General features: G+C 61.9%; 17 protein-coding genes. 16 read left to right on the top strand and 1 reads right to left on the bottom strand.

Annotated features, from left to right (window positions below; translation table 11 throughout):
• Positions 1–80 precede the first annotated feature (80 nt).
• The 5 genes from ACI77D_RS01605 (at position 81) to ACI77D_RS01585 (ending at position 7,066) form a co-directional block, all read left to right on the top strand.
• The gene (locus ACI77D_RS01605) at positions 81–3,617 is read left to right on the top strand and encodes a DUF2339 domain-containing protein (protein ID WP_407015929.1); all 3,537 of its coding nucleotides are present in this window, start codon (positions 81–83) and stop codon (positions 3,615–3,617) included.
• Positions 3,617–4,960, top strand: a complete 1,344-nt coding sequence (locus ACI77D_RS01600) for a DUF3999 domain-containing protein (RefSeq protein WP_407015986.1) — start codon at positions 3,617–3,619, stop codon at positions 4,958–4,960. Before ACI77D_RS01605 ends, ACI77D_RS01600 begins: the two co-directional genes overlap by 1 nt.
• Positions 4,961–5,056: 96 nt before the next feature.
• Entirely contained in the window at positions 5,057–6,067 is a 1,011-nt protein-coding gene (locus tag ACI77D_RS01595; RefSeq protein WP_407015928.1) for a class 1 fructose-bisphosphatase, read from the top strand.
• 144 nt (positions 6,068–6,211) lie between these two features.
• Positions 6,212–6,466 carry a hypothetical protein gene (locus ACI77D_RS01590; RefSeq protein WP_017849914.1) on the top strand — a complete coding sequence of 85 codons (255 nt, stop codon included), beginning with the start codon at positions 6,212–6,214 and terminating at the stop codon, positions 6,464–6,466.
• A gap of 30 nt (positions 6,467–6,496) precedes the next feature.
• Entirely contained in the window at positions 6,497–7,066 is a 570-nt protein-coding gene (locus ACI77D_RS01585; RefSeq protein WP_064450265.1) for a lipocalin family protein, read from the top strand.
• A 131-nt stretch (positions 7,067–7,197) separates the two neighbouring features.
• Here the strand turns inward: ACI77D_RS01585 and ACI77D_RS01580 are convergent, their stop codons facing one another.
• Positions 7,198–8,562 carry a formimidoylglutamate deiminase gene (locus tag ACI77D_RS01580; protein WP_407015927.1) on the bottom strand — a complete coding sequence of 455 codons (1,365 nt, stop codon included), beginning with the start codon at positions 8,560–8,562 and terminating at the stop codon, positions 7,198–7,200.
• A 147-nt stretch (positions 8,563–8,709) separates the two neighbouring features.
• Here ACI77D_RS01580 and hutC point away from each other — a divergent pair, with 147 nt between their 5' ends.
• The 11 genes from hutC to hutI all read left to right on the top strand — a co-directional run bounded on the left by hutC (position 8,710) and on the right by hutI (position 22,481).
• On the top strand, positions 8,710–9,420 hold the full coding sequence (hutC, locus tag ACI77D_RS01575) for a histidine utilization repressor (protein WP_232000148.1): 711 nt from the start codon (positions 8,710–8,712) through the stop codon (positions 9,418–9,420).
• Positions 9,417–9,977, top strand: coding sequence for a HutD family protein (locus ACI77D_RS01570; RefSeq protein ID WP_128589499.1), 561 nt, complete (start codon positions 9,417–9,419; stop codon positions 9,975–9,977). The genes hutC and ACI77D_RS01570 overlap by 4 nt, the downstream gene beginning before the upstream one ends.
• A 404-nt stretch (positions 9,978–10,381) precedes the next feature.
• Entirely contained in the window at positions 10,382–12,052 is a 1,671-nt protein-coding gene (gene hutU / locus ACI77D_RS01565; RefSeq protein WP_407015926.1) for a urocanate hydratase, read from the top strand.
• Positions 12,053–12,195: 143 nt separating this feature from the next.
• The gene (locus ACI77D_RS01560; protein WP_064450269.1) at positions 12,196–13,653 is read left to right on the top strand and encodes a cytosine permease; all 1,458 of its coding nucleotides are present in this window, start codon (positions 12,196–12,198) and stop codon (positions 13,651–13,653) included.
• Positions 13,654–13,722: 69 nt separating this feature from the next.
• Complete coding sequence (locus ACI77D_RS01555) at positions 13,723–14,688, top strand: ABC transporter substrate-binding protein (protein ID WP_064450270.1); 966 nt, start codon at positions 13,723–13,725, stop codon at positions 14,686–14,688.
• 71 nt (positions 14,689–14,759) lie between these two features.
• Positions 14,760–15,611: a proline/glycine betaine ABC transporter permease gene (locus tag ACI77D_RS01550; protein ID WP_064450271.1), complete on the top strand. Its 852-nt coding sequence runs from the start codon at positions 14,760–14,762 to the stop codon at positions 15,609–15,611.
• Positions 15,608–16,432, top strand: a complete 825-nt coding sequence (locus ACI77D_RS01545; protein WP_046034013.1) for a glycine betaine/L-proline ABC transporter ATP-binding protein — start codon at positions 15,608–15,610, stop codon at positions 16,430–16,432. Before ACI77D_RS01550 ends, ACI77D_RS01545 begins: the two co-directional genes overlap by 4 nt.
• Positions 16,433–16,568: 136 nt before the next feature.
• Positions 16,569–18,092 (top strand): histidine ammonia-lyase, encoded by a 1,524-nt coding sequence (gene hutH, locus ACI77D_RS01540; protein ID WP_407015925.1) that lies wholly within the window; start codon positions 16,569–16,571, stop codon positions 18,090–18,092.
• A gap of 58 nt (positions 18,093–18,150) precedes the next feature.
• Positions 18,151–19,689 (top strand): histidine ammonia-lyase, encoded by a 1,539-nt coding sequence (hutH, locus tag ACI77D_RS01535; RefSeq protein WP_221293726.1) that lies wholly within the window; start codon positions 18,151–18,153, stop codon positions 19,687–19,689.
• A 161-nt stretch (positions 19,690–19,850) separates the two neighbouring features.
• On the top strand, positions 19,851–21,260 hold the full coding sequence (locus ACI77D_RS01530; RefSeq protein WP_407015924.1) for an amino acid permease: 1,410 nt from the start codon (positions 19,851–19,853) through the stop codon (positions 21,258–21,260).
• A gap of 15 nt (positions 21,261–21,275) precedes the next feature.
• The gene (gene hutI, locus ACI77D_RS01525) at positions 21,276–22,481 is read left to right on the top strand and encodes an imidazolonepropionase (RefSeq protein WP_262666804.1); all 1,206 of its coding nucleotides are present in this window, start codon (positions 21,276–21,278) and stop codon (positions 22,479–22,481) included.
• Positions 22,482–22,500: the final 19 nt, after the last annotated feature.

The raw sequence follows: 22,500 nt of genomic DNA, 5'->3' as shown, positions 1-22,500 counted from the left end.
CAAGCCCGCTCCCACATTAGCCCCGCGTCGATATACTAGGCCCCGGTTTGCCCGCCTCGGGCTGCTTAGGGATATCGACCATGCAATGGATTTTCATGCTGATTGGCCTGGTGCTCGGTTGGACACTCGATGAGTCGTTCACCGATGCCGGCTTCGGTGCGCTGCTGGGGTTGGGCATTGGCCAAGCGATTCGTCTGTCGAGGCTGTCCGCCCAAGCAGACCAGCAAGCTCGTCAGTTAGAGACCACGTCGAAGGCGTTGAACGCGCTGGAGCAGCGCCTGGCGCAGCTGGAAACGCCCAAACCTGCGCCACTGGCGCGCAGTGTGTTTGTCGAACCCCCCATTCCCGAATCGCCTATCCCTGAGCCGAAGGTCGCGGCCAAGGCGCCCGATCTCGTCTGGGAGTTGCCTGCCGAACTGGCGCCTGTCGCCGTGATGGCCGAGGCCAGCCAGCCACTGCCGGCTGACGTCTGGGCCCCAGCGCCGACGCCGCAACCTGAAGCACCTGCCATTCCCCGAGGCCCCAACCTGATCGAACGGGCCATCAGTGGCGCGCGCAATTGGCTGTTTGGCGGTAACACCGTGCTGCGCGTCGGCGTCGTGCTTCTATTTCTCGGCCTGGCCTTTCTGCTGCGCTACGCCACCGAAGGCGTGGTGGTGCCGATCGAGCTGCGTTACGCCGGCGTTGCCGCCGCCGCCATCGGCCTGCTTGGCCTGGGCTGGTGGCTGCGGCTGCGTAACAGCAATTACGGCTTGATGCTGCAAGGCACCGGCATTGCCGTGTTGTACCTGACCGTGTTCGCTGCGATGCGCCTGCACCCGTTGATCGACCCAAGCGCGGCACTCGGCCTGCTGGTGGCGGTCACGGTGTTCTCGGCGATCCTGGCGATCACCCAGGACGCCCTGGGCCTGGCCTGCGCGGCAGCATTGGGTGGTTTTGCTGCGCCGATCCTGACCTCTACCGGCGCCGGTAACCATGTGGCGCTGTTCAGCTACTTCGCACTGCTCAACGCCGGCATTCTCGCCATCGCCTGGTTCAAGGCCTGGCGCTTGCTCAACCTGATCGGGTTTGTGGGTACCTTCGGCATTGGTTTCGCCTGGGGCATGCGCGCTTACACGCCGGAACTGCTGTGGAGCACCGAGCCGTTCCTGATCCTGTTCTTCCTGATGTACCTGGCCATCGGGCTGCTGTTCGCCCGGCGCAAACTGCTGGCGATGGGCGACGCCCCTGAAGGCCGTGACGCACTGCTGCGCTGGTCGGCGGCCAAGGGCGATTATGTCGACGGCAGCATGCTGTTCGGCCCGCCGCTGGTGGGCTTTGGCTTGCAGTTCGCGCTGGTGCAGCACCTGGACTTTGCCGCCGCGTTCAGTGCGTTGGGCCTGGGAATTATCTACATGGGCCTGGCCCGGTTGTTGAGGGGTGGGCGCGCCTTGTTGCTGGCGGAAACCTGCCTGGCGCTGGGTGTGATCTTTGCCAGCCTGGCGATTCCCCTGGGCCTCGATGCACGCTGGACGGCTGCCGCGTGGGCGGTGGAGGGCGCCGGGATCTTCTGGCTTGGCTTGCGTCAGCAGCGGCCGTTGGCACGGGCCTTTGGCCTGTTGTTGCAGTTGGGGTCGGCGCTGGCGTTCCTCAGCGAGCTGCGCGTGGGCGCACAGAGCTTGCTCGACGGTGCGCCGTTGGGTGCGCTGCTGCTGGGCGGGGCATTGCTGTTCAGCTTCGCTCAGTTGCGCAAGGCGCCGACTGAACAGGCTGCGGATTGGGAGCGCAAAGGCCTGCCCGTGCTAGCAAGCCTGGGCCTGACCTTTTTGTACCTGCTCGCGCCGTTGCTGTTACTGACCCAAGGCACCGCCATCAGTTGGGCAATAGCCGGTCTGGTCACTCTGTTTATCGGCCTGCGCATCGGCTCGCGTACCTTCCTGTTCACCGCCTTCGCCGTGCAATTGCTTGGCGGGGCGTTGTTCCTGCTGCGCTTGCAAGGCGGCGACGGGGCGGCGGTCTTCAGTGCGGGTTGGTCCGGCTTGTTGACGGCCTCGCTGATCGGCCTCGCCTTGATCGGCGGCATGCTGCTGGCGGCGCGCGACGACAGGGTGCGCAGCGATGTGCGGCTGCTGCGTGGCCTGTCAGTGGTGTTGCTCGCAGGTTTGGTGCTGATCAATCTCGCCGTGCTGTTTGTACTGCCTTGGGAAAGTGCCAGCGGCGTGTGGGCGGCCAGTGGCTTGTTGATCATCTGGCTGAGCCTGTACCTGCAACAGCGTGTCAGCTTCGTGTTTGGATTGCTGCTGCAATTGATCGGCGGCGGCTCGTTCCTGTTGGCGGCGCCGCAGTTGCTCGGGCCGCTGAGCAGCGAAGGCTTGCGCCCCTTGGCGCACAGCGGTTTCTGGACGCCGATGGTGCTGGGCTTGGCCGCGATGGTGGGCGCCTGGCGCTTGCAGCGTGAACCGCATGCGCCGGTGTTTGCTGTGTTGAAGCTGCAACGCCTGTCCGACCTGCTGCTGGTGTGGGGCGCGGCCTGGTGGACGCTGGCGCTGATCGGTGAAGTGTTGCGGTTTATCCCGCAGGAGCTGCAGGGGCCATTTTTGCTCGGCATCGCGGCGGTGAGCGTGGCGATCTGGGCAGTGCTGGCCGAACGTTTGCGCTGGGCGTCGCTGGGCATGCTGTGCTCCTTGCTGATGCCGGCGGCGGGCGTGGTGTTGCTGGTGTCTGCCCATGACTACTACCACCCGGCGGCGCAGTACGGCTGGCTGGCTTGGTTGGCGGTGTTCGTTGTGCATTTCATCGCGCTGCGCCGTTTGGCTGCGCGGGTGCCGGGCAACGTGTTGAGCATCGCTCACGTGCTCGGCTGCTGGATGTTGATCGGCGTGTTGGCGCTGGAGCTGCGTTACGGCCTGCTGTTGCTGTCGAGCGAGTACAACGCCTGGCGCTGGTTGGGTTGGGCGATTCTGCCGAGCCTGTACCTGGTGCTGGCGGCTGCGCCGCGCAGCTGGCCGTGGCCGGTGTCGGCGTATCCGCGTGAATACCGCGTGCTGGCCGCGTTGCCGCTGGCGGTATTGATGCTCGGCTGGTTCTGGCTGGCAAATATCTTCAGTGACGGTACGGCCAGACCGCTGCCGTATGTACCGCTGCTCAACCCGCTGGATCTGGGCCTGCTGTTTGCACTGCTGGGTGTGTATTTATGGTCGCGCAGCGTGGCGCCGCAACGCGGGCCGCGTACTGAGCTGATCGCCCAAGGTGTCGCGGGTATTTCGCTGTTCGCCTTCTTTACGGCATTGGTGATGCGTACTGCCCACCATTGGGCTGGCGTGCCCTTCCAGCTGGATGCATTGCTGGAATCGATGGTGGTCCAGGCCGGTCTGTCGATTGTCTGGACCTTGGTCGCTCTCGGCCTGATGATCGGCGGCCATCTGCGCCATCGTCGCGAAGTGTGGCTGATCGGCGCGGCGCTGATTGCGGTGGTGGTCGCCAAGCTGTTCTTCGTCGAACTGAGCAACCGTGGCGGGCTGGCGCGGATCGTGTCGTTTATCGGCGTGGGCGGGTTGTTGCTGGTGGTGGGCTACTTTGCGCCGCTGCCGCCCAAGCGTGCCGAACCGGTGTTGGAAACTGAAGGAGCATCCTCTTGATCGGTAAGTTGAGCGTAATCGCGGTGGGCGTGTGTACGACGTTGTCGGTGTGGGCGCAGGAAACGCCCGCCGACTTCACCACGCACGTGCCGCTGGCTGTGAGCGGCAACGCCCCCTGGTATCGCCTGGAGCTGCCATTGGCGGTGCAATTGAGTGCGCGTCAGGCTGATCTCAGTGATGTGCGGGTGTTCAATGCCGCCGGTGAGCCCCAAGCTTATGCGCTTTCGCGTCAATCGGCGCAGCGTACTGAAAGCCGCGATGTGGCTGACGTGAAGTGGTTCCCGCTGTACGCCGCCGACACCCGTGAGAACGTGCCGGACGTGGTGATGAAATCCACCGCCGAAGGCACGTTGTTGGAAGTCCGCCCAGCCAAGGCGGGCAAAGAAGTGCTGCGTGGCTGGGTGCTGGATGCCAGCGCGATCAAGGCGCCGTTGCAGCAACTGAGCCTGGACTGGAGCCGTGAGCAGGATGGCTTCCAGCGTTTCAGCATTGAAGCCAGTGATGACTTGCAGCACTGGCAGTCGTGGGGCGATGGGCAGGTGGCACGCCTGTCGTTTGCCGATGAGCGCGTCGAACAGCATGACGTCAGCCTGCCGGGGCAGTCGGCGCGTTACCTGCGTTTGGTGTGGCAGGGCCAGGTCGCGCCGACGCTGACCTCGGCCAAGCTTGTGAGCGCCACAAGCAGCAGCCTGCCGCTGCCGTTGGTGTGGTCACCGCCCTTGTCGGGGACGCGGCTCAAGGCGGGCGAATACAGCTGGCAGCTGCCGACGGGGCTGCATGTCGAGCGCTTGCGCATTGAGTTGAAGCAGCCCAATACGCTGGCGCCGGTAACGTTGGCGGGGCGCCGTGACGCCAATCAAGCCTGGCAGCCGCTGAGCAACGGTTTGTTGTACCGCCTGACCCAGAACGGCCAGGACGTGGTGCAGGACGAATTGCAGCTGCCTGGCCAGGCCGTGGCCGAGCTAAAACTGCAGGTGGATGAGCGCGGCGGCGGCTTGGGCATCGAAGCCCCGGCTTTGCGCTTTGCTGTGCGCGCCACCCAGTTGGTATTCCTGGCGCGGGGTGAACCGCCGTTCACCCTGGCGTTGGGTAATGGCTCAGTCAAGGCAGCAAACCTGCCGTTGTCGACCCTGATCCCCGACTACAGCGCCGAGCGCCTCAAGACGTTGGGTCAGGCCACGGTCACAGGAGAGGCGGTGGTCAAACCCCTCGCCGTTGCCCCATTGCCCGAAATGGGCACCGACTGGAAGAAACTTGGCCTGTGGGCCGTGCTCCTGCTGGGTGTGGCGGCACTGGGGGCGATGGCCTACAGTTTGTTGCGCACGCCAGCGGGCAAACCGTGAACTCTATTGGAGTTAAATCCTCTGATTAGAGGAAATACGCCTCGACTCGCGTTAAACTGCGCGGGTTTATAAGCCCCCCATTCTCCGGAGCCTTACATGTCCCGCGTTACCCTGAGTCGCTATTTGATCGAGCAGACCCGCAGCAACAACACGCCTGCCGATCTGCGCTTCCTTATCGAAGTGGTGGCGCGTGCTTGCAAGGAAATCAGCCACGCCGTGTCCAAAGGCGCACTGGGTGGTGTCCTGGGCAGCATGGGCACTGAAAACGTTCAAGGCGAAGTGCAGAAGAAGCTCGACGTCATCTCCAACGAGATCCTGCTCGAAGCCAACGAATGGGGCGGTCACCTGGCCGGCATGGCGTCCGAAGAAATGGACAATGCCTACCAGATCCCGGGCAAGTACCCGAAAGGCGCGTACCTGCTGGTATTCGACCCACTGGACGGTTCGTCCAACATCGACATCAACGCGCCGGTCGGCACCATCTTCTCGGTACTGCGTTGCCCGAACGAATACCTGAGCCAGAACGAAGCCCTGAACGAAAAGGCCTTCCTGCAGCCAGGCACCGAGCAGGTCGCTGCCGGTTATGCGATCTACGGCCCACAGACCATGCTGGTGCTGACCCTGGGCGACGGCGTCAAAGGCTTTACCCTGGACCGTGAAATGGGCAGCTTCGTGCTGACCCACGAAGACATCACTATTCCTGCCTCCACCCAGGAATTTGCGATCAACATGTCCAACCAGCGCCACTGGGAAGAGCCGGTGACTCGCTACGTCGGCGAGTTGATGGCAGGTGAGGAAGGCCCGTTGAAGAAGAACTTCAACATGCGCTGGGTCGCCGCGATGGTGGCCGACGTGCACCGTATCCTGACCCGTGGTGGCCTGTTCATGTACCCACGTGACAGCCGCGAGCCCTCCAAGCCTGGCAAACTGCGCTTGATGTACGAAGCCAACCCGATGTCGTTCCTGGTTGAGCAAGCAGGCGGCGCGTCCACCGACGGCCACCAGCGCATCCTCGACATCCAGCCTGAAGGCCTGCACCAGCGTGTGGCGGTGTTCCTGGGTTCGAAGGAAGAGGTTGAGCGTGTGACCGGTTACCACACGAAGTAAAACCTTGCGGTAATTAAAAAGCCCCGAAACGTTTCAGCGTTTTCGGGGCTTTTTTGTTTTCGCTCGTCGGGAACCAGACACCCCTTTTCCCTTCTAAGCTTCTGGCAGATACCCCAGCTGCTTCGTCTCTTCAGGAGCTTTTCCATGTCTTTACGCCGTCTCGCCTTGCTGGCTTTTTGCGTGCTGTTAGCCGCTTGCAGCAAGGTCAATCAAGAAAATTACGCGAAGCTGTCGGCTGGCATGGCCAAGGCCGAGGTTGAGTCGTTGCTGGGCAAGCCGACCGATTGTTCCGGCGCACTGGGTATGTCCAGTTGCACGTGGGGCGATAAAAACAGCTTTATCAGCGTGCAGTACGCCGGTGACAAAGTTCTGATGTTTTCCGGGCAAGGCCTGAAGTAAACCGGGGCGCGAGCCTGCGGGAGAAGAAGAATGATCCGTTTTGTTTTGTTCCTTTGCGCCAGCCTGTTTTTGGCGGGCTGCGCCAGCCATTCTGGCGATGATCTGCAACCCAAGACAGCGAGCAACGTCAACCTGAAGCGCTACCAGGGGACCTGGTACGAATTGGCCCGATTGCCGATGTATTTCCAGCGTAACTGTGCGCAGTCCGAAGCCCGCTACAGCCTGCTGCCGGATGGCGACATGTCGGTGTTCAACCGCTGCCTGACGCCTGAGTGGAAGTGGGAAGAAGCCAAGGGCACGGCCACGCCGCAAGTGCCCGGCAAGACCGACAAGCTTTGGGTGGAATTCAATAACTGGTTCACGGCGCTGCTGCCGGGCGTTGCCAAGGGCGATTACTGGGTGCTGTACGTCAGTGATGACTACAAGACCGCTCTCGTTGGCAGCCCTAGCCGGCGCTACATGTGGATCTTGTCGCGCACGCCGACGGTCAGCGCCGACACCCGCGAAGACCTGCTGAGCAGGGCGCGGCAGCAAGGGTATGACACCACGCGGTTGATCTGGCGTACGTCGGACAAGCAGATGGCGAAGACTTCGCAGTAAACCTGGACCATCGCCAATCAAAATGTGGGAGCGGGCTTGCTCGCGAATACGGAGTGTCAGTCGACAGATGTAATGACTGATACACCGCATTCGCGAGCAAGCCCGCTCCCACATTTGTTTTGCATTGTTTGTTAGCCCAGCATATCCCTCAGCACTTGCGTGAAGGCGCGGCTGCTTTCCTCTTCACCGGCATGATGCCCGTCCCGTACTACCCACTTCCCGTTCACCAGCACATCGCGCACCTGCCGATCACCACCGGCGAACAGCCAGCGATTCAAAATCCCGTCCTCAGTCGCCGTCGCCAGGTACGGGTCGTTGCCGTCGAGCACCAGCCAGTCCGCGCGTTTGCCCACTTCCAAGCGGCCAATCGTCTGGCCCAGCGCCTGGGCGCCACCGTCCAATGCAGCATCAAACAGTGTGCGACCGACCATTGGCTGATCGTTGCGGTACAAGCGGTTACGCCGCTGGTCACGCAGGCGCTGGCCGTATTCCAGCCAGCGCAATTCTTCCACCACACTGAGTGACACATGGCTGTCGGAACCAATGCCCAGGCGTCCGCCTTGGGCGAGGAAATCCACCGCCGGGAAAATCCCGTCGCCCAGGTTGGCTTCGGTGGTCAGGCACAGGCCGGCAATTGCGCGGCTCTTGGCCATGCGCGTGACTTCGTCAGGATCAGCGTGTGTGGCGTGCACCAGGCACCAGCGCTCATCGACTGCAACGTTGTCATACAGCCATTGCAGCGGGCGTTTGCCACTCCAGGCCAGGCAGTCATCGACTTCTTTTTGTTGCTCGGCGATGTGGATGTGCACCGGGCAAGCCTTGTCACTGGCGGCCAGCACGTCATTGATTTGCTGCGGCGTGACGGCGCGCAAGGAGTGGAAGCACAGGCCCAACTGCTGCGCCGGTTGTGCGGCAAGCATCGGCTTGAGGCGTGCTTGCAGGTCCAGATAATTTTCGGTGCTGTTGATAAAGCGTCGCTGACCTTCATTCGGCGCCTGGCCGCCAAACCCGGCGTGGGTGTAGAGCACGGGCAGCAAGGTCAAGCCAATCCCACTGCTGGCGGCCGCCTGGCTGATTTGCCGCGACAGCTCCGCACGGTCGGCATACGGCTGGCCGCTGACGTCGTGATGCACGTAGTGAAATTCCGCCACTGAGGTGTAACCGGCCTTGAGCATCTCGATATACAACTGGCGGGCGATGACCTGCAGTTGCTCCGGGCTGATCTTGCCGACCATGCGGTACATCAAATCGCGCCAGGTCCAGAAGCTGTCATTCGGGTTGCCGGCCACTTCGGCCAAACCTGCCATTGCGCGCTGGAAGGCGTGGGAATGCAGGTTTGGCATACCCGCCAACACCGGACCTCTAAGCCGTTCGGCGCCGTCTGCACTGGCGTTGGGCTCAACGTGGGTCAGTAGGCCATCGGCACTGACTTCAAAGCGTACATCGTTGGCCCATCCATTAGGCAGCAGCGCGCGTTCGGCAAAGAAAGCGGACATGATCAAGGCACCCCGGTCGTGTGTTTATTTGTATATACATATACAGACGTTTGCCTGCTCGGTAAACTCCGGCAATCTATGCATCTTTTCCCCCTGCAAGGATTCCCTGTGCCGACTCCGCCCGCCAAGTCTTCGCTGGCTGCCCACATGGACGAAAGTCCGGCGCCCTTGTATGCCCGCGTCAAACAGATGATCAGCCAGCAAATCCTCAACGGCAACTGGCCGCCCCATTACCGCGTGCCGTCGGAGAGCGAGCTGGTCAGCCAACTGGGCTTCAGCCGCATGACCATCAACCGCGCCCTGCGCGAACTCACCGCTGAAGGGTTGCTGGTGCGCATGCAAGGCGTCGGTACCTTCGTCGCCGAACCCAAGAGCCAGTCGGCGCTGTTTGAAGTGCACAACATTGCCGATGAGATCGCCTCTCGTGGGCATCGGCATACCTGCCAGGTCATTCACCTGTGCGAAGAGGCTGCCGGTTCCGAGCGCGCCGTCGCCCTGGAAATGCGCGAAGGCGGGCGGGTGTTCCACTCGTTGATCGTGCACTTCGAGAACGACATTCCTGTGCAAATCGAAGACCGTTTCGTCAACGCCCTGGTGGCGCCGGACTACTTGCAGCAGGATTTCACCCAACAAACGCCTTACGCCTATTTAAACCAGGTCGCCCCGCTGACCGAAGGCGAGCACGTGGTCGAAGCGATCCTTGCCGATGCCGAAGAGTGCAAGTTGCTGCAGATCGAGCCCAGCGAGCCGTGCCTGTTGATCCGCCGTCGCACCTGGTCCGGTCGCCAGCCGGTGACCGCCGCGCGTTTGATCCACCCCGGTTCCCGTCATAGCCTGGAAGGACGTTTCAGTAAATGAGTGCAGTGAAAGTCTGGCGCGCCACCGATTACATCCGCATGCCATGGAAAAACGGCGGCGGCAGCACCGAAGAAATTACCCGTGACGCAGGCACAGGCCTGGATGGCTTTGGCTGGCGCCTGTCGATTGCCGATATCGGTGAGTCGGGTGGGTTTTCCACCTTCGCCGGCTACCAGCGCATCATCACCGTGATCAAGGGTGCGGGCATGGTGCTGACGGTGGATGGCGAAGAGCAGCGTGGCTTGTTACCACTGCAGCCGTTTGCGTTCAGTGGTGAAAGCGAGGTTTCCTGCCGGTTGATCACCGGGCCGATCCGCGATTTCAACCTGATTTATTCGCCGCAGCGTTACCACGCACGCTTGCAGTGGATGGATGGTGTGCAGCGTTTTTTCAGTACGGCGCAGACCGTGCTGGTGTTCAGCGTTGCGGATGAAGTGAAGGTGCTGGACCAAAAGCTGGGTCATCACGACTGCCTGCAAATCGACGGTAACACCGACCTGCTGGACCTCTCGGTTACCGGCCGCTGCTGCATTATCGAACTGACCCAGCGCGGTTAAAAATGTGGGAGCGGGCTTGCTCGCGAACGCGGTGTATCAGTGCCAGATAGGCTGGCTGACCCACCGCATTCGCGAGCAAGCCCGCTCCCACATTTGTTTCTGTGTTGTTCAAGGGATCTGTTTCCGGCCAGCGCACCAATTTGTTACCGAATGCCCCAGCGTGGCGCAAAGCCACGCTGTTATGAACAATCTCCCTCGCTGCAAAACTCTTCTGCAAGAAATTTCATCAAGCGTCCAAGCCTTAATTTCCAAGGCTTTCACACACTTTCCAGAAAATCTCACGCCCTCGCTAAGAAAGTTGGCCGCTTGATTGCATATGCTTGTATGTACAAGTAAAGATGTGTGCGTAAGACTCTCCTTCGCACCATCAATGTTCGCGCATCGATCGCCGAGGAGTCTTAGCAGTGACCAAGTCTACAAAATACCGTGACGTCGAAATCCGCGCCGCCCGCGGTAACAAGCTCACCGCCAAAAGCTGGCTGACTGAAGCGCCGCTGCGCATGCTGATGAACAACCTCGACCCGCAAGTGGCCGAGAACCCGAAAGAACTGGTGGTATACGGCGGTATCGGCCGTGCGGCGCGTAACTGGGAGTGCTATGACCAGATCGTCGAGAGCCTCACCAATTTGAATGACGACGAGACCCTGCTGGTGCAATCCGGCAAGCCGGTCGGCGTGTTCAAGACCCACAGCAACGCTCCGCGCGTACTGATCGCCAACTCCAACCTGGTACCGCACTGGGCCAGTTGGGAACACTTTAACGAGCTGGATGCCAAGGGCCTGGCCATGTACGGCCAGATGACTGCCGGCAGCTGGATCTACATCGGCAGCCAGGGCATCGTCCAGGGTACCTACGAAACCTTCGTCGAAGCCGGTCGCCAGCATTACAACAGCGACCTGACCGGCCGTTGGGTCCTCACCGCCGGCCTCGGTGGCATGGGCGGCGCCCAGCCGCTGGCCGCAACCCTGGCCGGGGCGTGCTCGCTGAACATCGAGTGCCAGCAGGTCAGTATCGACTTCCGCTTGAGCAGCCGTTATGTCGACGAGCAAGCCACCGACCTCGACGACGCCCTGGCCCGCATCGCCAAATACACCAAGGAAGGCAAGGCCATCTCCATCGCCCTGCTGGGTAACGCGGCGGAAATCCTGCCGGAGCTGGTCAAGCGTGGCGTGCGCCCGGACATGGTCACCGACCAGACCAGCGCCCACGATCCACTCAACGGCTACCTGCCGGCCGGCTGGACCTGGGACGAATACCGCGCCCGCGCCAAAACCGAACCGGCTGCTGTGATCAAGGCCGCCAAGCAGTCGATGGCCGTGCACGTCAAAGCCATGCTCGAGTTCCAGAAGCAAGGCATCCCGACCTTCGACTACGGCAACAACATCCGCCAGATGGCGCAAGAAGAAGGCGTGCAAGACGCCTTCGCCTTCCCAGGCTTCGTACCGGCCTACATCCGCCCACTGTTCTGCCGTGGCATCGGCCCGTTCCGCTGGGCGGCGCTGTCCGGCGACCCGCAGGACATCTACAAGACCGACGCCAAAGTCAAAGAGCTGATCCCCGACGACGCGCACCTGCACAACTGGCTGGACATGGCGCGCGAGCGCATCAGCTTCCAGGGCCTGCCGGCACGTATCTGCTGGGTAGGCCTGGGCCAGCGCGCCAAGCTGGGCCTGGCGTTCAACGAAATGGTGCGCAGCGGCGAGCTGTCGGCACCGGTCGTGATCGGCCGTGACCACCTCGACTCCGGCTCGGTCGCCAGCCCGAACCGCGAAACCGAAGCCATGCAGGACGGTTCCGACGCTGTGTCCGACTGGCCACTGCTCAACGCCTTGCTCAACACCGCCAGCGGCGCGACCTGGGTTTCGCTGCACCACGGCGGCGGCGTGGGCATGGGCTTCTCCCAGCACTCCGGCATGGTGATCGTTTGCGACGGTACCGATGAAGCCGCCGAGCGGATCGCCCGCGTACTGCACAACGACCCGGCCACCGGTGTGATGCGCCACGCAGACGCCGGTTACCAGATCGCAATCGACTGCGCCAAAGAGCAGGGCCTCGATCTTCCGATGATCAAGTAATGCAAGGTGGGAGCGGGCTTGCTCGCGAATGCGGTGTGCCAGTCACCGTAATCGTTAGCTGACCCTCCGCTTTCGCGAGCAAGCCCGCTCCCACATTTGATCTGTGTTGCAAACAAAAACAATCCATCAGAGGTTGAACACACATGGCTGCAAATGACGCACGTGCAAGCACCACACCGTTGATCGAAAGGCGTTCGATCGACTACATCCCGGAAGCGGAAAGACACGGTCGTCTGTTCAGTCAGTTCACCCTATGGATGGGTGCCAACCTGCAAATCACCGCGATTGTCACCGGGGCCCTGGCCGTGGTGCTGGGCGGTGATGTGTTCTGGTCGTTGATCGGTCTGTTGATCGGCCAATTGATCGGTGGCGGTGTCATGGCATTGCATGCGGCGCAAGGGCCGAAGCTTGGCCTGCCGCAGATGATTTCCAGCCGGGTACAGTTCGGTGTTTATGGCGCGGCCATCCCGATCGTGCTGGTTTGTTTGATGTACCTCGGCTTTACCGCGACCGGCACCGTACTGTCCGGCCAAGCGCTGGGCCAGTTGTTTGGCGTCAGCGACAGCGTCGGTATCCTTATTTTCGCCAGTGTCATTGTGCTGGTCACGGTGCTCGGTTACCGGGTGATCCATTGGATCGGCCGCGTCGCCAGCGTCATCGGTGTGGTTGCCTTCGTCTACCTGTTCAGCCGCCTGATCAGCCAGACCGACGTTGGCGCACTCCTGCAAATCCGTCACTTCAGTTGGAGCAGTTTTTTGCTGGCGGTGTCGCTCGCGGCCTCCTGGCAGATCGCTTTCGGCCCTTACGTGGCGGACTATTCACGTTACTTGCCGAGCAAGACGTCTTCGCTGAAAACCTTTCTCGCCGCTGGCGCGGGCTCGGTCATTGGTGCACAGGTAGCGATGATCCTCGGCGTGTTTGCCGCGGCCATGTCCAACGGGCAATTCGCAGGTCACGAAGTGGCTTACATCGTTGGTTTGAGTGGTACGGGTGCCACGGCTGCGCTGCTGTACTTCAGCATCGCTTTCGGCAAGGTCACCATCTCTACGCTGAACTCCTACGGCAGTTTCATGTGCATCGCGACCATCATCAGCGGCTTTCGGGGTCGCCTGGAGGTCACGCGTCTGCAACGCCTGGTCTTCGTGCTGGTCATTGTCGGTACTGCGACCCTGATCGCGTTGCTCGGCCAGCACTCGTTCCTCGGTGCTTTCAAGTCTTTCATCCTGTTCCTGCTGGCGTTCTTTACGCCCTGGAGTGCGATCAACCTGGTGGATTACTACTGCATCACCCGCGAGCGCTATGACGTGCCGGCGCTGGCCGACCCGAACGGTCGCTACGGTCGCTGGAACCTGCTCGGTATCAGCGTCTATGTCTTCGGCGTGCTGGTGCAATTGCCATTCATCTCCACCAAGTTCTACACCGGCCCGCTGGTGGCCGCGCTGGGTGATGTGGATATTTCCTGGATCATCGGTCTGGTACTTCCCGCAGCCCTCTATTACGTCTGTGCGAAAAAGTGGCACAGCGCAATTCCTGAACGACTGATCCTGCCGCGAGAGCAGGGCGCTGCACCAACGACAAACGGGCTGGCCGCACAAGCCTGATGGGACGTGGACAGGGCAGGACGCCTACTGACTGCCGTAATCCATTTCAAGATTGGGAGCGTCACAACAATGAAGATGAATAAAACCCTGCTGGCATCACTGTTTTCTGCAGGCTTGCTGGCTAGCGCCGGCGCCCAGGCGGCCGGTTGGTGCGAATCCGGCAAACCGGTGAAATTCGCCGGCCTGAACTGGGAAAGCGGCATGTTGCTCACCGACATCCTGCAAACCGTGCTGGAAAAAGGCTACGACTGCAAAACCGACAGCCTGCCGGGCAACTCCATCACCATGGAAAACGCCCTGAGCAGCAACGACATCCAGGTGTTTGCCGAAGAGTGGGTCGGCCGCAGCGAAGTCTGGAACAAGGCCGAGAAGGCCGGCAAAGTCGTCGGCGTCGGTGCCCCGGTTGTCGGTGCTGTCGAAGGCTGGTACGTGCCGCGTTACGTGATTGAAGGCGACGCCAAGCGCAAGCTGGAACCCAAGGCGCCGGACCTGAAAAACATCGCCGACCTGGCCAAATACGCTTCGGTGTTCAAGGATCAGGAAGAGCCATCCAAGGGCCGCTTCTACAACTGCCCGGCCGGCTGGACCTGTGAGCTGGACAACAGCGAAATGCTTAAAAGCTATGGCCTGGAAAGCACCTACACCAACTTCCGCCCAGGCACCGGCCCGGCGCTGGATGCGGCGGTGCTGTCGAGCTACAAGCGTGGCGAGCCGATCCTCTTTTATTACTGGTCACCCACCCCGCTGATGGGCCAGGTTGATCTGGTCAAGCTGGAAGAAAAACCCGGTGTGGATAAAACCGTGAGCATCAAGGTTGGCTTGTCCAAGACCTTCCACGAGCAAGCGCCGGAGCTGGTGGCCGTGCTGGAGAAGGTCAACCTGCCCATCGAACTGCTGAACCAGAACCTGGGCCGCATGGCCAAAGAGCGAATTGAGTCGCCAAAACTGGCGAAAATTTTCCTCAAGGAACATCCTGAAGTCTGGCACGCATGGGTGAGCGACGACGCAGCCAAGAAAATCGACGCGGCCTTGTAGGTTGAGCGTTCCCGGTTGCCCTCACAGGCAACCGGGCGCCCGGCCACAACCCACTGGATCGAGAGCACGCTATGTTTCCTGAGAGTTTTACGTTTTCCATCGCCGACTGGGTCAACGGTTGGGTGGACTCGCTGGTCACCAACTACGGCGATGTGTTCCGGCACATCTCCGATACCCTGCTGTGGGCCATCGTCAACCTGGAAGGGTTGCTGCGCGCGGCGCCCTGGTGGCTGATGCTGGCCATCGTCGGCGGGATCGCCTGGCACGCCACCCGCAAGGTGGTGACCACGGCGGTCATCGTCGGGTTGCTGTTCCTGGTGGGCGCGGTGGGCCTGTGGGACAAGCTAATGCAAACGCTCGCACTGATGATGGTCGCCACGGTGATCTCGGTGCTGATCGGCATTCCGCTGGGCATTCTGTCGGCACGCAGCAATCGCCTGCGTTCGGTGCTGATGCCGTTGCTCGACATCATGCAAACCATGCCCAGCTTCGTGTACCTGATTCCGGTGCTGATGCTGTTCGGCCTCGGCAAGGTGCCGGCGATTTTCGCCACGGTGATCTACGCCGCGCCGCCGCTGATTCGCCTGACGGATTTGGGCATTCGCCAAGTCGACGGCGAAGTCATGGAAGCCATCAATGCCTTCGGTGCCAACCGCTGGCAGCAACTGTTCGGCGTGCAACTGCCGCTGGCGCTGCCGAGTATCATGGCCGGGATCAACCAGACCACCATGATGGCGCTGTCGATGGTGGTGATCGCCTCGATGATCGGTGCCCGTGGCCTGGGTGAAGACGTCCTCGTCGGCATCCAGACCCTTAACGTTGGCCGTGGCCTCGAAGCCGGGCTGGCGATCGTGATTCTTGCAGTGGTCATCGACCGCATTACCCAGGCCTATGGTCGTCCACGGCATGAGGCGAACAAATGACTACTGTCAGCAAAATTGAAGTCAAGAACGTCTTCAAGATCTTCGGCAACCGCTCCAAGGAAGCACTGGCGCTGGTTGGCCAGGGCAAGACCAAGGACCAGGTGCTGGCCGAGACCGGCTGCGTGGTCGGCGTGAACGACCTGTCCCTGAGCATCGGCACCGGCGAGATCTTTGTGATCATGGGCTTGTCGGGCTCCGGCAAGTCCACACTGGTGCGCCACTTCAACCGCCTGATCGACCCCACCAGCGGCGCGATCCTGGTGGACGGCGAAGACATCCTGCAACTGGACATGGAAGCCCTGCGCCAATTCCGTCGGCACAAGATCAGCATGGTGTTCCAGAGCTTCGGCCTGCTGCCCCACAAGAGTGTGCTCGACAACGTCGCCTACGGCTTGAAAGTGCGTGGCGAAACCAAGCAGGTCTGCGCCGAACGCGCGCTGCACTGGATCGAAACCGTGGGCCTCAAAGGCTACGAAAACAAATACCCGCACCAGCTTTCCGGCGGCATGCGCCAGCGTGTGGGCCTGGCCCGCGCCTTGGCGGCTGACACCGACATCATCCTGATGGACGAAGCCTTCAGTGCGCTCGACCCGCTGATCCGCGCCGAGATGCAGGACCAGTTGCTGGAGCTGCAAAAGACTTTGCACAAGACCATCGTGTTCATCACCCACGACCTCGACGAAGCCGTACGTATTGGCAACCGCATTGCGATCCTCAAGGACGGCAAGCTGATCCAGGTCGGCACGCCGCGCGAGATTCTGCATTCGCCGGCGGATGAGTATGTGGACCGGTTTGTTCAGCGGCGGGCGGCGGTGGTCTGATCCGGATTTTGTGGTGAGCCGGCTGGCCTCTTCGCGAGCAAGCCCGCTCCCACATTTGGAATGCGTTCCCCTGTGGGAGCGGGCTTGCCCGCGAAGAGGCCGGTAAGGCTGCACAAGAATTGAAGAAGGTATGAAGATGTCCCAGGCAGCAAAAATCATCATCGCCGACGCCCCGATGCGCTGGCAGGACGTGGTCGCCGTGGCTCGTCACGGCGCAGTGCTCGAACTCTCGGGCCACGCCTGGGCGCGCATCGACAATGCCCAGGCCATCGTGCAGCGCATCGTCACCAGCGGTGAGCGCGCCTATGGCGTGAACACCGGCCTGGGCGCGCTGTGCAATGTGTCGCTCAAGGGCGAGCAACTCAGCCAGCTGTCGCGCAATACCTTGCTGAGCCACGCCTGTGGCGTCGGCCCGGTGCTCCGCGACGAGCAGACCCGCGCGATTATTTGCGCGGCCATCATCAACTACAGCCACGGCAAATCCGGCCTGCATCCGCAGGTGGTGCATTCGTTGCTGGCACTGCTTAACCACGGCATCACACCGCAAGTGCCGTCCCAGGGTTCGGTGGGTTACCTGACCCACATGGCCCACGTCGGCGTGGCCTTGCTCGGCGTTGGTAATGTGAGCTACCAGGGCCGCGTCGTTCCGGCGCAACAGGCCCTGAGCGCAGAAGGTTTGCAGCCGGTGGTGCTCGGCGCCAAGGACGGCCTGTGCCTGGTCAACGGCACGCCGTGCATGACCGGCCTGAGCTGCCTGGCCCTGGCCGACGCGCATCACTTGCTGCAATGGGCCGACGTAATCGGCGCCATGAGCTTCGAGGCCCAGCGCGGCCAGATCGACGCGTTTGACGAAGCCATCATCGCCCTCAAGCCGCACCCGGGCATGCAACACGTGGGTATCAACCTACGCGCCTTGCTCGACGGCAGTGAAGTGATCGCCAGCAGCAAAGGTATTCGCACTCAGGATGCCTTGAGCATCCGCTCGATCCCGCAGATTCACGGCGCGGCGCGTGACCAGGTTGAACACGCCACGCGCCAGATCGAGACCGAACTCAACAGCGCCACCGACAACCCGCTGGTGCTCGGCACCCCGGACAACTACCGCGTGGTGTCCCAGGCCAACCCGCATGGGCAGTCCGTGGCGTTGGCGGCCGACATGCTCGCCATCGCCATGGCCGAAATCGGCTCCGTGGCCGAACGCCGCCTGGACCGCCTGATCAACCCGCATGTCAGCGGCTTGCCGGCGTTCCTGGTCAGCAACCCCGGGGTCAACTCCGGGATGATGATCGTGCAGTACGTCGCCGCCTCGCTGTGTGGGCAAAACCGCCAACTGGCGCAACCGGCGGTGCTCGACAACTTCGTCACCTCGGGCCTGCAGGAAGACCATCTGAGCATGGGCACCAATGCCGCGCTCAAGCTGCATCAGCTGTTGGCCAACGTCACCCAGATTCTCGCCATCGAGTACCTGCTGGCGGCCCAGGCGTTCGAGTTTCTCAAGGATCAGCGTTTCGGCGCAGGCACTGACAGCGCCTGGCGCTTGCTGCGTGAAAAGGTCCCGCCGTACGAACAGGACCGTTGGCTGGCGCCGGACATCGCGAGCGCCGCCGCGCTGCTCAACGACACCGCTTTGCTGCACCACGTATTACCGAATTTGCACTGAACACTTATTTAAAAGAAGTATTCAACAGAAGTATTCACAAGAACAATTCACAAGGAGTATGAATGTGACTGCGCTAAATCTGATTCCAGGCCAACTGAGCCTCGCCCAACTGCGGGCCATCTACCAGCAGCCGGTAACCCTCAGCCTGGATGACAGCGCCACGGCGCAGATCGAAGCGAGTGTTGCCTGCGTGGAGCAGATTCTCGCCGAGAATCGCACCGCCTACGGCATCAACACCGGTTTCGGCCTGCTGGCCTCGACCCGCATCGCCAGCGAAGACCTGGAAAACCTCCAGCGTTCGCTGGTGCTGTCCCACGCTGCCGGCGTCGGTGAGCCGATCAGCGATGCGCTGGTGCGGCTGGTCATGGTGCTCAAGGTCAACAGCCTGAGCCGTGGCTTCTCCGGGATTCGCCGCCAGGTGATCGACGCGCTGATCGCGTTGATCAACGCCGAGGTGTACCCACACATCCCGCTCAAAGGTTCGGTCGGTGCATCCGGTGACCTGGCGCCATTGGCGCACATGTCGCTGGTGCTGCTGGGCGAAGGCAAGGCGCGCTACAAAGGCGAATGGCTGGAAGCCACCGAAGCGCTGAAAGTCGCCGGCCTGGCGCCGCTGACCCTCGCCGCCAAGGAAGGCCTGGCGCTGCTCAATGGCACCCAGGTGTCCACCGCGTACGCCCTGCGTGGCCTGTTCGAAGGCGAAGATTTGTTCGCCGGCGCACTCGCGTGTGGTGGCCTGACCGTGGAAGCCGTGCTGGGCTCGCGCTCGCCGTTCGATGCACGTATTCACGCGGCGCGTGGCCAACGTGGGCAGATCGATTCGGCTGCGGCCTATCGCGACCTGCTGGGCGAAAGCAGCCAGGTCTCCCAGTCGCACCAGAACTGCGACAAGGTGCAAGACCCGTACTCCCTGCGCTGCCAGCCGCAAGTCATGGGCGCCTGCCTGACTCAATTCCGCCAGGCCGCCGAAGTGCTGGTGGTAGAAGCCAACGCCGTGTCGGATAACCCGCTGGTGTTCGCAGCCGAAGGCGACGTGATCTCCGGCGGTAACTTCCACGCCGAACCGGTGGCCATGGCCGCGGATAACATGGCGCTGGCCATCGCTGAAATCGGCTCCCTGAGCGAGCGTCGTATCTCGCTGATGATGGACAAGCACATGTCGCAACTGCCGCCGTTCCTGGTGGGCAATGGCGGGGTGAACTCCGGCTTCATGATCGCCCAGGTGACGGCGGCAGCACTGGCCAGCGAGAACAAGGCGCTGTCCCATCCGCATAGCGTCGACAGCTTGCCGACATCGGCCAACCAGGAAGACCACGTGTCCATGGCCCCGGCTGCGGGCAAGCGTCTTTGGGAAATGGCTGAGAACACCCGTGGCATCCTCGCCGTTGAATGGCTGGCTGCATGCCAGGGCCTGGACCTGCGTGACGGCCTGAAGACTTCGCCGAAGCTGGAAAAAGCCCGTGACATCCTGCGCGCCAAAGTGGGGTTCTACGACAAGGACCGCTTCTTTGCCCCGGACATCATCGCCGCCACGGAGCTGCTCGCCAGCCGCTGCCTGAATGAGCTGGTGCCGGTCAAGTTGCTGCCAAGCCTCTAAGCTCGCCGCTGTCCAATGTGGGAGCTGGCTTGCCTGCGATAGCGGTGTATCAGTCAAAGATGTATCAACTGACAGATAGCCATCGCAGGCAAGCCAGCTCCCACATTTTGAGCGTTCGCAGCTTTGAATTTTCTCGGGATAAAAATAACTAGGGAAGAGAAATGCACCAGCAAGAAAAGGGTTTGAAACGCGGGCTCAGCGCCCGACATATTCGCTTCATGGCACTCGGTTCCGCGATCGGCACCGGGTTGTTCTATGGCTCCGCCTCGGCCATCCAGATGGCGGGCCCCGCCGTCCTGCTGGCCTACCTGATTGGCGGTGCCGCGGTCTTCATGGTGATGCGCGCCCTCGGCGAAATGGCCGTGCATAACCCGGTGTCCGGCTCCTTCGGTCATTACGCCAGCACCTACCTGGGTCCCATGGCCGGGTTTATCCTCGGCTGGACCTACGCGTTTGAAATGATCATCGTCTGCCTCGCCGATGTCACCGCCTTCGGCATTTACATGGGCTTCTGGTTTCCTGAAGTCGCGCGTTGGGTGTGGGTGCTCGGCATCGTGTTTTTGATCGGCGGCCTGAACCTGTGCAGCGTGAAAGTGTTTGGCGAGATGGAGTTCTGGCTGTCGCTGCTCAAGGTTGGCGCCATTGTGGCGATGATCCTCGGCGGCTTCGGCATCATGTTGTTCGGCATCCATTCGGCGGGCGAAACCCAGGCCAGCGGTATCAGCAACCTGTGGGCTCACGGCGGCTTCATGCCTAATGGCATCGGCGGCTTGATCGCCTCGTTTGCGGTGGTGATGTTTGCCTTCGGCGGCATCGAAATCATCGGCATCACCGCCGGTGAAGCCAAGGACCCGCAACGCGTTATCCCCAAGGCGATCAACGCGGTGCCGCTGCGCATCCTGTTGTTCTACGTGCTGACCCTGTTTGTGCTGATGGCGATTTACCCGTGGCCGCAGATCGGCAGCCAGGGCAGCCCGTTCGTACAAATCTTCAGCAACCTGGGCATTGGCTCGGCAGCGACGATCCTCAACATCGTCGTGATCTCGGCGGCCGTCTCGGCCATTAACAGTGACATCTTCGGCGCCGGCCGCATGATGTACGGCCTGGCCCAGCAAGGCCAGGCGCCCAAGGGCTTTGCTCAGTTGTCCAAGCAAGGCGTGCCCTGGATGACGGTGGTGGTGATGGGCGCGGCGCTGCTTGGCGGCGTAGTGCTCAACTATCTCATCCCGGAAAACGTGTTCCTGCTGATCGCCTCGATTGCCACCTTCGCCACGGTGTGGGTGTGGTTGATGATTTTGTTCACTCAGGTCGCGATGCGCCGCTCGATGACCAAGGCGCAGGTCGCCGAGCTGAAATTCCCGGTACCGTTCTGGCCCTACGCGCCAGCGGCCGCCATTGTGTTCATGCTGTTCGTGTTTGGCGTGCTGGGTTACTTCCCGGACACCCAGGCCGCTTTGCTGGTCGGCGCCGTCTGGATCGTGCTGCTGGTGCTCGCCTACCTGCTGTGGGTCAAGCCCGCCGCAGGGCAAGCGGCCAAGGTCCATTACGACTCGGCTTTGTCTCATCGATAACTTAGGGAGGCGTTGATGAAAACGCTTTGGCAACACTGCCACGTCGCAACCATGGCCCATGGCAAATACTCGATCATCGAGGATGCCGCCATGGTCACAGCGGGTTCGCTCATCGAGTGGATCGGCCCCCGCAGCCAGGCGCCAGCGGCGGATTACGCCCAGGTGCATGACCTGCAAGGCGCGTGGGTCACCCCCGGGCTGATCGACTGCCATACCCACACGGTGTTCGGTGGCAATCGCAGCGGCGAATTCGAGCAGCGCCTGGAAGGCGTGAGCTACGCCGAAATCGCGGCCAAGGGCGGCGGTATTGCCAGCACCGTGCGCGCCACCCGTGCCGCCACTGAAGATGAACTGTTCACCAGCGCTCATAAGCGCCTGCGCAGTCTGCTGCGCGACGGCGTGACCACGGTGGAGATCAAATCCGGCTATGGCCTGGACCTGGCCAGCGAGCGCAAATTGCTGCGGGTGATTCGTCGCCTCGGCGAAGCGCTGCCGGTCAGCGTGCGTGCCACGTGCCTGGCGGCCCATGCGTTGCCGCCGGAGTACAAGGATCGCGCGGATGATTACATCGACCACATCTGCACCGAGATGCTGCCGGCCCTGGCAGCGGAGGGGCTGGTGGACGCGGTGGATGCGTTCTGCGAATACCTGGCGTTTTCCCCGGAACAGGTGGAGCGGGTGTTTAAAGTCGCTCAGCAACTTGGCCTGCCGGTGAAGCTGCACGCCGAACAACTGTCGTCGCTGCACGGCTCCAGCCTGGCCGCGCGTTACCACGCGTTGTCGGCGGACCATCTGGAATTCATGACCGAAGAAGATGCCATCGCCATGGCCGCTTCCGGCACCGTCGCGGTGCTGTTGCCGGGCGCGTTCTACTTCCTGCGCGAAACCCAGTTGCCGCCGATGGAGGCCTTGCGCAAACACGGCGTGAAGATCGCCATCGCCAGCGACCTCAACCCCGGCACCTCACCGGCGTTGTCGGTGCGCCTGATGCTGAACATGGCCTGCACCTTGTTCCGTATGACCCCGGAAGAAGCCCTGGCGGGCGCCACGCAACATGCGGCCACCGCGCTGGGCATGGGCGAGACCCATGGTTCGCTGGAGGTGGGCAAGGTCGCCGACTTTGTCGCCTGGCAGATTGATCGTCCCGCCGACCTGGCCTATTGGCTGGGCGGGGAGCTGGATAAACGCGTCGTGCGCCACGGCGTCGATGTCACTGTTTAAGGCTGCCTTTGTGAACGAG

It is taken from the genome of Pseudomonas sp. O39, from assembly GCF_045447295.1.
GTDB classification, from domain to species: Bacteria; Pseudomonadota; Gammaproteobacteria; order Pseudomonadales; family Pseudomonadaceae; genus Aquipseudomonas; species Aquipseudomonas antarctica_A.
This window is presented reverse-complemented; position numbering and strand designations above follow the sequence as displayed.